Origin of the sequence: Corynebacterium sp. HMSC28B08 (assembly GCF_001806865.1) — a bacterium.
Taxonomy (GTDB): Bacteria; Actinomycetota; Actinomycetes; order Mycobacteriales; family Mycobacteriaceae; genus Corynebacterium; species Corynebacterium auriscanis.
Window position 1 is genome coordinate 26,685 of the sequence record NZ_KV786132.1, and the last position, 13,676, is coordinate 40,360.

Genomic DNA, 13,676 nt, shown 5'->3' on the forward strand with positions numbered 1-13,676 from the left:
CATTGTGCTTCTTTTATTCTCTATCCACGCCTCTAATCCGCGGCGTTGCCTGGGTGTTAGCGCTTCAAGTCTTCCTCAATCTGCTGAGCCAGTACCTTACCGACCTTGCCGATTTCTGGTTCATCCACAATCGCCAAGTGGTCACCATTGAGGTGCACAATCTTCAGATCATCCACGATCTGTGCCCATCCACCATCTTCGGCAACCTCCGCATATGCAGGTTCCAATTCAATGGCGCCGTCGTGCATTCGCTCGGCACGGAACAACGTTACCGGCGCAGACACCGTTGCCCACTGGCTGAAATCAAGGGATTCCAAGATGCGGTTATCCACAAAGCTGGCCCGCTGGTGCTCCAGCACTCCCGCTGGCAGGCCCAACCCGCCGACTTCCGGAGAAGTGAGGAACTGCTGGAACATGGTGAGCATCACGCCCTCGCCGTGCTCATCCAGCAGGTCGTGTGGCACTTCGAGCGGCAAGCCGTAGGTGCGGCGAGCGAATTCCGCGTAGCGGTCCCACCGCTTATGCATCTCTTCCTTAGTATCCGGAGCTGGGTTCTTCGGCTGTACGGTATCCAACAAGACAATGCGGGAGATCTCTACGGTCGGTTCACCGCGCTCGGCACGTTGCGCAAACTGGTTGGCAACCTCGTACGCCAGCGCACCACCAAAGCTCCACCCTCCGAGAACCACCGGCATGCCAGCAGAGTATTCAATAATCTCGTCCAGATACTGCGCTGCTCGGTCGCTGAGTTCACCCTCAAGGCGCTCCACACCGTATACAGGAATGTCTGCAGGTAGACGGCGCATCAACGGCTGGAATACCACGGAGGATCCGCCCGCGGGATGGAAGAGGAATACACTGGGCTTGCGAGGTGCGTCCGAGTCCTCCCCCGAGTTAGCGCCCTCAGCGCCACTGCCAGCGGCACCATCCTCGCGGGCCCGCAACACACGAATGTTGCCTTCCACAGCGGTCTCCAATTTCGCGCGCACCAGATCCGCCAGCGGTTCCATGGAGTCCGCGTTCTGCACATCCTGGGCGGTGATTTCTCCACCCGAACGGTCGCTCAATCGCTCCGCCAATTCTGCAGCCTTCTCATCGGAGATCTCCGGCAATGGGCTGGTGACACCCGGCGCAGCCTTTCCCGTGACCTTCGCCCAGGTTGCAAACACCAAGCGTTCGCTGGCATCACGAGGGGCCACGCCACCTGCAGCGGCAGTGTAATCCGAGGTCTTCACTGAACCGGCAGTATCCTTCTGATCGCCGGCTGCAGTATCCTTCTGGCCTCCGGTGGCAGTGCCCTTCTGGTCGCCAGTGGCAGCGTCATCCGCACCAGTGCTGTCGGTGGCGGGGTTCGCACCCTTTTCCGCCACCATGCGCTCCACCATCGTGATCACGTCATCGACCGAGCCATCGCGCAGGGTCTGCACCTGCAGCGGTGGCAAATCAAAATCGTATTCCACGCGGTTCTTGATGCGCATGCCCATGAGGGAGTCCAGCCCCAAATCAATCAAAGGCAACTCGCCCGGTAAATCTTCCACGTCGTAACCCATGGATTCACCCACGATCGAACGCAGACGATCCGCTACAGATTCACCCGATTCTGGGCTCCATCGCATGGCATCGGTATCTACCTCGGGCAGAGCGTGGTTCTTGGTTCCCGCACCAGTAGCCCTTCCACCAGTTGCGCCAGTCGCTGCACCAGCAATTGCCCCGGAACCCACGCCGGGCTTCTCCCCCGCCGGGGAATTCGTGGCATCAAGGGAACCACCAGCCGGGGAGGCTTTGGCGTCGGATAAAGAACCGCCCGGCGCGGCCACAGCCAACGTGCTAACGAAAGCCTCGCCCACCAGCGGCATGGCGGAGCTCGTCTCGGCGTCGTAGACCTCCACCGACCATCCACCCAGGCTCTTGGTAGCCATCGCCGTCAAGGAACCCGCGCTTGGCAAGACCGCGTGCTCTTCGCTGGCCACAACCTGCGCACCAGGCGCGACCTGTTCCGCCACGGCTTCAGCCAAAGCCAGCACGCTCGGCACCAGATCAGCGCCCACGGAAAACGCCACGCGGCCGTCCGGCAGATCCACGCGTACACCGGGCAGACCAGCTACCCCACCCGAAGCCGGGCGGGCATTGGTCCAATGGCGCTGCAGATTCCAGCGCACTCCCGGCACCGTCGCAGTCGCACCAAAAGGGCCGACCAAGGCCTTCAGGTCCACACCGCTGCCCTGCACGTACAACTCCGCAAGGCAATTTGCCACGGTCTCCCCCGCCGGTTCCTTGCGCTTGAGCAGGTATAACAGCTTGGAATCGGATGCATCATGTGCGAAGGAATTGTTCATCAGCGGCATCAACGCCACCGGGTTCGGGCTGATTTCCACAAACGTGCGGAATCCATCGTCGAACTGTTGGCCCGTCGCATCGCGGAACCACACCGGCTGCCGGGTGCAACGAACAAAGTAATCGGCATCGTGCAACGTTTCACCCGGGCGGTAAACCCGGCCTCGATCCACGGTGGAATACAGCGGAGTGTGGATCGGACGTGGCTGAATATCACCGATCTCGAAGTGCAATTCACCCAAGATCGGATCCAGCATGGACGTGTGCCCCGCACCTTTTACGGGCAGCAGGCGGGCAAACTTGCCCTCGCTTTCTAGGTGCTCCACCAGTTTCGCCACGGGCTCGCGCGGACCACCCACGGTAGTCATGCCGGGCGCGGCGTAGACCGCGGGTTCTACCTTTGCAAATTCGGGATGCTCGCTGGTGAAGGTAGCCAGTTCCTCCACACCGAATTCCACCACGGCCATTGCACCCTGCTTGTCCTCCGGCAGGTTCTGCTCGCCTTCGCCCATGAGGCGGGAACGGTGGCAGGCAACCAGTACGGCATCTTCCTTGGACAGACCACCCACTGCAAAAGCCGCGGCGATCTCGCCCATCGACTGCCCCACAACCGCGCTGGGCTTCACACCCAGATGCTGTAACAGTTCAGTCAGCGCAATCTGGATACACGTGATTCCCACCTGAGCGGATTCAGTATCGAAGTCTTGGTCATCATCGAGGATCTTCTCCACCAAGGACCAACCGGATTCGCGCTGAACCACCTCATCCAATTCCCGCAGCCGTGCCGCGAAGAACGGGGACATCTCGTACAACTCCTTGCCCATTTTGCGGTGTTGCGAGCCGAACCCGGAATACACCCACACAGGGCCGGTCGTCGACGGTGAATCCGCCGACTTCACATGCGCCCCGCTGCGCTTGTCAGCCAATCGTCGCAGTCCGTCAATTGCCTGGTCGAAGTCGCCGGCCAGGATCGCACCACGCGAACGGCCATGGTTCCGGCCAGCCAGTGCACGCGCTACGGATTCCAGCGTCACGCCCTTAGAATCCCGGTTTTCTTCCAACCAAGTGGCGAGGTCTTCAGCGGCGTGGCGTCGACGAGAAGGCAACAGGCCGGATACGGGCAGGATGTACTTTTGCTCGACGCCCTCATCCGCCACCAGTGCGCCACCTGCTGGGGTCACATCATCAGCGAGTTCGGGCTGCTGCGCCTCCGGCGCAGTGATGACCACGTGCGCGTTGGTTCCACCAAAGCCGAATCCGGACACGCCCGCCACGGGACGGCCAGAGTATGCAGGCCACTCCCGCGCATCCTCCACAACTTCCAGGTGAGCGCCGTCAAAATCGATGTACGGGTTGGGGCCCGCGTAGTTCAGTGATGGCGGGATCGTGCCGTGCTCCATGGCCTTGACCACCTTGATCACGCCCGCCACACCCGCTGCCGCCTCAGTGTGACCGAAGTTCGTCTTAGCACTACCCAGCAGCAGCGGATTCGCAGCATCGCGTGGGCCGGACAGCACCGCACCCAGGGCCGTGGCCTCAATGGGATCACCCAAGATCGTGCCGGTGCCGTGTGCCTCCACATAATCCACGTGCGTGGGCGAAATGCCAGCGTCCCTGTACGCCGCGCGTAGGACGTCTACCTGCGCATCCGGGTTCGGGGCGGTGAGACCGTTGGAACGGCCATCGGAGTTCACGGCCGAACCCTTAATGACCGCCAACACCTTATCCCCATCACGGCGGGCATCGGACAGGCGCTTCAGCACAACCACGCCCGCGCCATCGGAGCGAACGATTCCGTCCGCATCATCGGAGAATGCGTGGATCTTACCAGTGGGGCTCAGCACCCCGAGCTCGGAGAACGCCACCGTACCGAACGGATTGGAAAGGATGTTCACACCACCAGCGATGGCCACGGTGGAATCCCCATCACGTAGAGAACGAACGGCTTGGTGGATAGATACCAGGGAGGCCGAGCAGGCCGTATCCACCGAAATCGATGGCCCACGGAAGTCAAAAGCATAAGAGATACGGTTGGCAATGATGGCCGAAGAGTTACCGGTCAACGCGTAAGGGTGCGCTTCCGTGGGATCCGCGGAAATCAACATCCCGTAATCGTTGTTGTTGGATGCCATAAACACCCCCACCGGCAGCCCGCGCAACTGGTTGGCTGGAATGCCCGCGTTCTCTAGGGCCTCCCACGTCAATTGCAAAACAATGCGCTGCTGGGGGTCCATGTTGGCCGCTTCCACCGGAGATAGGCCGAAGAACTCGGCATCGAAAGCCGCGATGTCCTCCAAGTATCCGCCCGTAAGCACCGCCTCTTCCATCCGGCGGGTCATTTCCTTATCACCGGCGTACTCCGACCAACGGCCCGCGGGCAATTCTCCTACCCCGCTGCGGTAGCCCAAGAACATCTCCCACATTTCGTCGGCGCTATTAGCGCCTGGGTAACGGCCAGCCACGCCAACAATGGCCACATCACGATCGTCGGGGCTCAATGCCTGCCCGGAAGCTCCACCTTGGGCGGGGAAGAAGGCGGCGTCGGAAGAAATAGAACCGCGACCGTTGATAAGGTAATCGGCCAGTGCGGCAATGGAGTTGAACTCGTAGGCAACGGTGGCATCAAGGTTTTGACCGGTTAGGCGCTCCAGATCGCCCGAGAGGATAACGACATCGCGGGAGGAAAGGCCGAATTCCTCCATCGAACGGTCGTCCGTGATCTGCTGCGGGGACAAGCCGGTAGTCTTCGCCACCCAGTCCCGCAACCACTGCCGCATCTCAGAGATGCTGGTGGGGCGGTTATTCGAGGATGCAGAGCCGACTGTGAGATTGTCCTCCATAGGGAACCGCGATGTCCTTTCGTGTAACTTGCGTGTTTTTAACTTGCGTGTATGTTCCGCTTCGCCAGTAATCGTTCAACAAAAACTATAGAAGCTATTTTTCGTCAGTAACAGTAACAGTGTAGGGGCACGGATTGGCGCCCCCGTTATGCAACCGCGGGCGGAGCCGACAATGAAACAACGTGACGCCCAACAGCCCCCTTTGCAGTGGACAGCTGGCCGCCACGTGGCGCGTAATTAGTCGAACTTTCCGTCCAGGTAAGCCTTAGCCGCTACGCGGCGAGCGATCTTGTGAGCGCTGGAACGTGGGATTCCGCCAGGAGCCACGATCCGAATATCCTGTGGCTGCACTCCGTGAACCTTGGTGACGGCTGCGCGGATCGCTTCAACCGCGGCAGCATCGCCATCTTCGGATGCCTCCGGATCGCGTTCTGCGATAACAACTAGGCCTTCGATGTTTTCTGCTTCCACAGCGAAAGCGGCGATGACGGCTGCAGCGGTCTGATCCTGCGCCTCGTCAGCCGTAGCTTCGATGTCCTGCGGATAGTGGTTGCGGCCGGCCACGATGATGAGGTCCTTGAGGCGGCCAGTAATGTACAACTGGCCGTCCAGAACCACGGCGAGGTCGCCGGTGCGCATCCAGTTGTCCTCGGGCGCATCGCCGGTAGCTGACCCCTCGGTCAGACGGTTGGCCTGCGGAAGGTGGTTGCGGAAGGTCTCTCGCGTCTCGTCCTCGCGGTTCAGGTAACCAGCTGCCATGTTTTCACCGTGCACCCAGATTTCACCAACGGTGCCTTCGGGTAGCTCTTTACCAGTTTCGGGATCCACGATGGCCATGACCTGCGGACGACATACCTGCCCCAGGGACATCAAAGGCATTGCCTTGCTGTCAGCTTGCGCCAACTCTTCAGCCTTGCCATTCGCCAGGTGTTCACGATCGAACCACTTGGTCAGTGGGCGATCCTCGGTCTGCGGGGTGGTGACAATCAGGGTAGCTTCGGCCAGACCGTAAGACGGACGCAGAGTCTGGCGATTCAAACCATAGTTAGAAAACAGCTCCACGAACTTTTCCACCGTGCTGTTGTGCACTGGCTCCGAGCCGTTGATGATGCCGTCCAAGCGGGAGAGGTCCAGGTTCTCCAAACCGGGGGTTTTCGCGGGATCTGCATAGCGAACTGCCATTTCCAGGGCGAAGTTGGGTACCACGGTATACGTATTTTCCTCATCATCGCGCTTGCTGAGCTGCTTGAGCCAGCGGGAGGGGTCCTGGATGAAGTCGCGTGGGCTCATCAGGTCAAACGGCACACCCAAGATGATGACGAATGCCGCGAGAATCACGCCCATATCGTGGTGCAAGGGCAGCCACGTCACCAGTCGCATCGGGGGTTTAAGGTTCACGGCAGAGAAAATCTGCAACACGTTAGTCACGATGGACTTGTGCGTGAGAACGACACCGGCGGGGGGGCGGGTGGAGCCCGACGTGTACTGCAGGAAAGCCTCATCGCTGCTCTTCGGCGCCAACTCCGGATTAGACATGTAGGTCATCATGGGGTTGACCCACTCCTCAGCCAAAGAATCCGGAAGCGCATCCACGGTCAGCACGCGAGGGCGTTCCGCGGCAGCTACACCGGCGAAGTGCTGGCGAACAGCCGAGGCAGACTGCTTATTAGTCAGCACCACCTTAGGCTCGGACGAACCCAACACCGCAGTGAGGTGCCCCGTGTGGCCGGGTTCGTTGGGATCATATAGCGGAACCGGCGCCATCTTGGCGTACATGGCGCCCAAGAAGGCGTACATGTACTCCGGAGAGTTGTTGGCGAGGATGGCTACGCGATCGCCGGGCTCGGCAACCTGCTGCAGTCGCACGCACACGGCCTTGATGCGGGTGTTGACCTCCGAACGATTGACCTCTCGCAACGTGCCTTCGCGGGATCCGCTGAAGTCCCAATAGCGGATCAACACGTCATCGGCGGTGCCCTCCATTTGGGCCATGGTGTAGAGCATTTCGCACATGCCGGACAAAGTGAGCTGGTCAGGGACATTGATATTCCCTTGCTCGTCGTAGAATTGCTTCATTGCGGACTGAATGTCCATGCCACATCCCTTGGTGATCGAATATAAAACTACTGGTTTTATCTAGTGAAACATATCGCGGACCCGTCCGTCTGCGTTACTCGTGTGAAACGTGAGAAAAGTCTCCACCCGTTATCCAGCTTCCACGATTTTCTTGGTCCAACCCACAACCCACTCCGGTGCGGTTGCGCCGCCGGGCAGCACGCTACGGTTCTTTGCATACTCCTTGTGCACCGGATTCGCCAGAAACATTTCACGTGCTTTGGCCACCGCATTCACAGGATCCCGCGGACCGTCACACACCAAGTCGCCGACGGCGCAGATATTAAATACGCGGTCGCTGAGCCCACCAAAGCCATCAGGTCGTGGGCCTCTCATGGTTGCCCCCGGGACGATACCCTGAATCAATCCGCTCACCGGATTGAGGGCGATTTCCGCGCCCACACCGCTGACACCCTTATTACCCACCAGGATGCCTTTATCCAGTTCCTGCCGGCCATCGGCGATCAAAGTCACTCCACGCACGGAATCCGCCGGAACCGGCCCGCGGCCATTGCCAATGTTGTTGGCCATATCGCCCATGATGACCGCGCCTTGACTAAACCCGACCAAGAGGAACTTCGTAGCTGGGCAACGCTGGTGGGTGCTCTTCAGTTCATTGGCGATCTTGCCGTAACCCTCCGCGCGGGAGGCATCGTAAGTTTTCTCATGCTGCGCATTGATGTTGCGGAATTGCGCCGTATAGGGCACCGTCCACACCTTGAGCTGCTCTGGACTGTACTGTTGCTGCAGTGGCTGCGTGGTCTGTAACAGCAAAGACCACTTAAAAGCATGTGGATTAACGGGATCGTCGTTGGCCTTGGACTCCCAAGTTCCCGGAGCGGCGATCAGTTCATAAGGCGCGCAACCAGGTGGGTTTTGTGGCGCGTTCGGCCCAGCCGAATTCGATGGTTCCTTCGGTCCCGGTAGCGATGGTCCCGCATTGTCGTTCTTGTTGATCCACGACCCCACGCCCACAACAATAACGATGACCACCACGAGGGCGGCAACGATCGTAAGCAGCTTTTTCATAGTCCTTTTACCTGTTGTTCTGATTCCGGTTCCAATGCCTTACGGCCTAGCAAGATTTACTTGCAATACGCGGCCTAGCAAGACTTACTTGCAATACACCTTCTTCGCCGCATCTTGGATTGTTTTCGCTGCTTCCTCTGGTTTATCAACCACGCCTTGGGCCTGCATCTGCCCTGCTGCCATCGGTAGGTAATTCTGAATGCGATCATCACTGCCGTCTTGGCACGACGCCCTGGCCGCTGCGATGACCTGATCTTGCAGGCTGGCTGACGCATTCTTATCACCGGCCTTGTCAAAATCTATGCCTTTGTTTTTGAGCTCGTTCAAAAAATCATCGTCTTCGGCGGTGCGGCCGGCACCAGCCGGAACTTCATCAATTTCTTCTACGCTGCCATCCCGGGCAGTCGTCATCGGACCACCTTGTTCGGGCTCGGGAGAAGCAGAGTTCGAATCCGACGGGGCGTCGGAATCAGAGGTTTGAGAAGAGGTCGCCGAAGCCGACGCAGAAACAGAAGGCACACTGGAGGCAGTGGAGGAAGAATCCGCATTGTTATCCACCGTGGAGTCCGAACCACAGGCAACTAAACCGCCAGAAAGCAGTGCAGCTGCCAATGGAGCTACAAGCCAACCACGGTTGAAAGAACGGCGGCGCTTCCGCGAAGAAGTTGAGGAAACGGTGCAGGAAGCGTGTTCCACCGACTGCAAATGGTTCCCGAATGGCTGGTGTGGAACGTGCATGACATGGACTCCTTGTGAGGTTGTGAGTTTTGTCCCCGACCATGCGGAGGCCGGGAGTGATGTGAGCACGGTAGATGTGTCCAGAAAAAGACTAAAGCCCTTGGCTGATGGTTGCCTGAAGCCACCATCGCCAAAGGCTTGTAACTCCGGCGGGATTCGCCCTATTTCTTGACGATCTTGCCGTTACTTCTTGACGATCTTGCCGTTACTTCTTGACGACCGTGCCGCTACTTCTTGACGATCTTGCCGTTTACTTCGCTGATGGTGCCGCCTTGGAACTTCACGATCTGGCCACCGGCTGGAATAGCTTCCTGATCAGCGGTGGGCAGGCCGAATTTGCCCTGTTCGAATTTTTCCTCGCCCCATGCATCGAAGATCGCACCCTTGTAGATGATGTGTGCGCCGGTAGCTGGGGACCAGTAAATAAATCCACCCGTGAACTCGGACATTTTGCCCTTGTTGTTCGGCAGGGAGTTTTCACCGGTAACCGGGAAACCGAGCTTAGACTCTGGCCCCTTGACCGACATGTACTTCTTAGAGATTTCACCCTGCACGTACTGGGTTTTGCCGTCCTTATCACGGGTGATAACGCCGTTTTCGAACTGCTGCACCCAGCCGTCGCCCATCTTCTTTGCTTCAGCCGTTGGGTAACCGAGCGGGCCATTTTCGTACTTGATCTTGCCCCAGGTGCCCAGGATGTCCTTGGCTACAGCGACAGCACCGGTGGTTGGGGTCCAGTAGATGTTGCCGTGTTCAAACGCCACGAAGCGACCGCGTCCGTTGGAGATCGAGATTTCTTCGCTCTTCGGGTAGCCCAGCCACGAGTGAGTGCCCTTCAGGCTGGAATACAGAGCACCGATACGACCCCACAGGAAGTGAGCACCGGTTTCTGGGCTCCAGTAAGCACGACCGCCGCGGAAGTCCTGAATCTTCCCCTTGCCCGCACCGTCGTACTCATCAGAGATGCAAGCGCCGAGCTGCGGGAACTCGCTCACGCGCTTCGCAATATCCCCAACGGGCTGGCAGGATGCGCCACGATCGGATTCCGGCAGGTTCAGAGTATCGGCAATGTAAGGCCATGCCTGGGTCATCTCGAACTGCCAGTATGGCCAGTCGTGGGTGCCCGACGGGCGGAACTGGGTAATGACCTTCTTGTTGGCGGCTTTCGCGTAGCGCACGAAGGTCTCGGTGGTCATACGGGACATTGCCTCCAAGCCAAAGCCGGCCATGTTGGCAGGCAGTCCGGGCAGAGCGCCCGGTTTGTCGTACTTGCCCGCGTTACCGTTACCAGCTGAAACGTAGACAGTCATGTCACCGAGGTCCTTGATGCCCAGCTTCGGATCGTGATCCGTCCAGTCCTGACTGCCATATGGCCCCCACATCTTCTGGGCATCGTAGCCGCCACCGTCGTTGGTAGCGTAACCGATTGCTTGTGGCATGCCATAGGAGGTGGTGTCTAGGTAGCCGGAGAAGGAACCGACGAACTTCCACATCTTAGGGAAGCGCTCGGCTAGGTTCATTGCGGCGGTGCCACCCATGGAAAGGCCAACGATCGCGCGGTCTTCCGTGGAGCGCCAGCCTTCACGCAGGACAGCGGGCAACTCTTGGGTGAGGAAGGATTCCCACTTGTAGTGCTTGCCCTTGTCTGGCTGCTGCCAGTCGGTGTAGAAGGAGGACTCGCCGCCGACTGGTAGCACCACATTGACGTTCTTATCGGCGTAGAAGGACGTAATGTTCGTGGCCAAGGTCCAACCGGATTCGTCGTCACGGGCGCGCAGACCGTCGAGCGCCCATACGGTTGGGAACCTCTTGTCTGGAGTTTTGTACCAATCACGGGCCAGCAGGATCTGCACCTTGATGGGCTTGCCTGGCATAGCCTTCGAATTGATGAAGACGTTCGCCCAGCGATCGGTAATCCACTCCACGCGATCAACACTCACGCCTTCTGGCAGGCCTTGCAGGGGTTGCTCGGTGACCTTCTGTGGTGTGCGCTTGGGGAGGTTATCCGGGTTCAGGTATCCGGTGCCGGATCCAGGGCTGCTGGAGGACAGGGAACCTGGTGCCTGTTGAGCTGGGGCTACAGGTGCCAAAGATAGGCCCATTGCAACAGCGAGCGGCAGGGCCAAGGAAGCAGCGCTCACGCGACGTGCGGAGCGGAAGCGGGGGGATTTAATCGCGGCAGGGCGCATAAGTTACATTCTTTCCTTCGTGAGCGTCAGCTATGTCGAGTTGGTCGTGCGGAGCTAGGACCGAAGCAGGTTCCCCTCCCGCTTCGATACTGGCGCGCGTGGCAATTGACAGTAGTCATTATTACAAGCGTTTAGCTATCCGCTTGTGTAACACGCAGCAAACTTAAAGTTTTACTTGAGGGTTAGGCTACCACGAAAAATCTAGCAAGAATTAGCTTTTCCCACAAAACCAACGGCTTGGGAAATCCGAGGACGAATTGGCCCCTACGCCAACCGCGCCCATTCGGCGGTGACATTGCGCAAGCTGAACGCCCGCCACGTTATAACCGCAGTAAGCGCAACCGCGATCAGCAATGCCAAGTATCCAGTTCCAACATGCACCATGGCCCCTCCAACCAAAGCACCCAGCGCCATGGACATAATCGAAAGGACACGCCGACCAGCATTGTTGGTTTTGTGGCTCCCTTCGCCATCACTTGCAAGCCCGGTGATGGTCAGCGTAAGAACAGTCGTAGTGAGGTCGGGAACCGACAGCTCTCGCGCAATTGAATTCTGCAGACCCATCGCTACGGAAAGAACGATAACCAGCATCACCAAACTGGCAGTACTTTGGCTCGGTGGCAGAACAAAGGCCAAAAGTGCGGATGCAGCGAAAAGCAGCATCTGAACCATCCCAGCTCTAAATAGCAGTGAGCCACGGTGACGGGGTTTCCTCACGTGCGCAAAGCCCCCACCAAGTTTCGCCCCCGTCATGAAGGCCACGATAGCCAGGAGCGAGGCCCACCACGCAAAACCAGAGACCCCAGAAAAGGAAAAGCCTAAGAACACAACATTTCCCGTCATGTTGGCTACGAAAACGTGGTTAAGCTGCAGGTAAGAATAAGCATCCACGAGTCCAGTTACTACCGTCCAGACCAGAAGCAGCGGAGGTAGCGGGCCATGGGGATTGGACGTTACGGGAAGAACAGTTTCGCGTGCTTGTCGAAAAAAAGTGCTTGGACTCACTGCAGGCTCGCCTTGGATCGTTAATCGTGACGTGGCAAAGAGTACCACCAGAACACAGCATCAGCCGCCCACCGCTGGGACACGAAAAACCCTCTAAGGCTGACAAGCCTTAGAGGGTTTTAACCCAATATGAGTCACCTAAGCATGTAGAGCACGAAGGATGTGAGGACGAGCGTTACGCAGCTCGATGTTCCAGTAAGGCCAGTTGTGGACTCCAGTTATTGGATAGCTAACCACTGGGCGAGCACCCGCAACCCTAGCTGCGACCTCGAATTTCGCAGTGGAAGTACGGGATAGCCACTCTAGGGCAACGCCCGATGCCACGCCGATCGGGTCGCCGAGGAAGTTTTCCTGAGAGGTGGTAATTCCGCCAGCGGCAGAGAGGTACATCGGCATACCGGCGAAACGGCCGGCCTGAATGGTTGGGTCATTGCGGAAGCGGGTTGGGTCCACTGGGGAACCCCACATGTCCCAGATGCGAGCACCCGGACCGCCACCCTGCATCATTGCGTACTGGATACCCAAGTACATGCCAGGCCACGTTGGGTTCAGGTAACCAGACAGAGAGGAAACGTGCTTGAACTGATTGCGGTGCCAAGCGGCGAGGTTCATTGCGGCCGTACCACCCATGGACAGGCCCACAACGGCATTGTTGCGTGGGCTTACACCGAAGTGGCGCTGCAGGTAGTTAGGGAGTTCGCGGGTGAGGAAGGTCTCCCACTTCGGCTTCTTCGGCCCACCCGTGCCACCGTACGGCGCGATCCAGTCCGCGTAAAACTGAGACTGGCCACCAACGGGCATCACCAGCGTGACATTGTCATTGACAAACATGTCCACGCCGCGGCCTTGGTACGTCCAGCCGTTCCAATCCTGGCGCGCGCGAAGGCCGTCGAGGAGGTAAATGCCCGCGTTACCACCGCGGGAGGACGGCTTGATCTGTACCTTAATCTTCTGACCCATTGCTGGGGAGTTAACCCAGCAGTTCTGTACGTAGAACTTGTATGGGCTCCAGGTGCAACCGGGGCGCAGGCGGGTGCGGTTATCCGCGGCCGAGGCCGAAGGTGCGGCAACGGTAGCCAAGCCCATTGCGGTGGTCAGCGCCACCATCAAGGCGAGGATCTTCTTTCCCCAACCCTGTGCAGTCTGATGAGCGTTCATTTACTTTGACTCCCTTAAGTGGTTTAACGTCGAGTGGTGATGTTACCAAAAAGTTACGTTTCTAACTAATACTTCTGCCACACGGCAGAGGTTGCCGCCCACGGAACCGCAAATTTGTCGTCGAGCACCACTTTCAGGCAGCCCGGGCATACCCCAAAAGAAGACACCCACCCCAAAGGGGTAGGTGAGTGTTGAGGAGCAGGTGCAGGGAGACCACTGCCCACGCACTCGTTCGCACAATGTGCAGCAGAACTCCGACAAAATGACG

7 protein-coding genes are annotated in these 13,676 nt (G+C 58.6%); all 7 read right to left on the bottom strand.

What is annotated here, in order from left to right; genetic code table 11:
* Nucleotides 1–56: 56 nt before the first annotated feature.
* The gene (gene pks13, locus HMPREF3098_RS00240) at nucleotides 57–5,174 is read right to left on the bottom strand and encodes a polyketide synthase Pks13 (protein WP_070433546.1); all 5,118 of its coding nucleotides are present in this window, start codon (nucleotides 5,172–5,174) and stop codon (nucleotides 57–59) included.
* Nucleotides 5,175–5,411: 237 nt separating this feature from the next.
* A complete protein-coding gene (locus HMPREF3098_RS00245; protein WP_070433547.1) occupies nucleotides 5,412–7,268 on the bottom strand; it encodes a FadD32-like long-chain-fatty-acid--AMP ligase in 1,857 nt (618 codons plus the stop codon).
* 111 nt (nucleotides 7,269–7,379) lie between these two features.
* On the bottom strand, nucleotides 7,380–8,318 hold the full coding sequence (locus tag HMPREF3098_RS00250; RefSeq protein ID WP_070433548.1) for a cutinase family protein: 939 nt from the start codon (nucleotides 8,316–8,318) through the stop codon (nucleotides 7,380–7,382).
* Nucleotides 8,319–8,402: 84 nt separating this feature from the next.
* Nucleotides 8,403–9,056, bottom strand: coding sequence for a DUF732 domain-containing protein (locus HMPREF3098_RS00255; RefSeq protein ID WP_070433549.1), 654 nt, complete (start codon nucleotides 9,054–9,056; stop codon nucleotides 8,403–8,405).
* Between the two features lie 227 nt (nucleotides 9,057–9,283).
* Nucleotides 9,284–11,245: an alpha/beta hydrolase-fold protein gene (locus tag HMPREF3098_RS00260; RefSeq protein WP_070433550.1), complete on the bottom strand. Its 1,962-nt coding sequence runs from the start codon at nucleotides 11,243–11,245 to the stop codon at nucleotides 9,284–9,286.
* Nucleotides 11,246–11,509: 264 nt separating this feature from the next.
* Entirely contained in the window at nucleotides 11,510–12,298 is a 789-nt protein-coding gene (locus HMPREF3098_RS00265) for a YoaK family protein (RefSeq protein WP_371440924.1), read from the bottom strand.
* Between the two features lie 90 nt (nucleotides 12,299–12,388).
* Nucleotides 12,389–13,408, bottom strand: a complete 1,020-nt coding sequence (locus HMPREF3098_RS00270) for an alpha/beta hydrolase (RefSeq protein WP_070433551.1) — start codon at nucleotides 13,406–13,408, stop codon at nucleotides 12,389–12,391.
* Between the last annotated feature and the right edge of the window lie 268 nt (nucleotides 13,409–13,676).

What these genes read in the sequence shown, in the direction of transcription:
- pks13 (WP_070433546.1), bottom strand. Translation starts at nt 5,174, where the DNA reads ATGGAGGACAATCTCACAGTCGGCTCTGCATCCTCGAATAACCGCCCC.
- HMPREF3098_RS00245 (WP_070433547.1), bottom strand. Translation starts at nt 7,268, where the DNA reads ATGGACATTCAGTCCGCAATGAAGCAATTCTACGACGAGCAAGGGAAT.
- HMPREF3098_RS00250 (WP_070433548.1), bottom strand. Translation starts at nt 8,318, where the DNA reads ATGAAAAAGCTGCTTACGATCGTTGCCGCCCTCGTGGTGGTCATCGTT.
- HMPREF3098_RS00255 (WP_070433549.1), bottom strand. Translation starts at nt 9,056, where the DNA reads ATGCACGTTCCACACCAGCCATTCGGGAACCATTTGCAGTCGGTGGAA.
- HMPREF3098_RS00260 (WP_070433550.1), bottom strand. Translation starts at nt 11,245, where the DNA reads ATGCGCCCTGCCGCGATTAAATCCCCCCGCTTCCGCTCCGCACGTCGC.
- HMPREF3098_RS00270 (WP_070433551.1), bottom strand. Translation starts at nt 13,408, where the DNA reads ATGAACGCTCATCAGACTGCACAGGGTTGGGGAAAGAAGATCCTCGCC.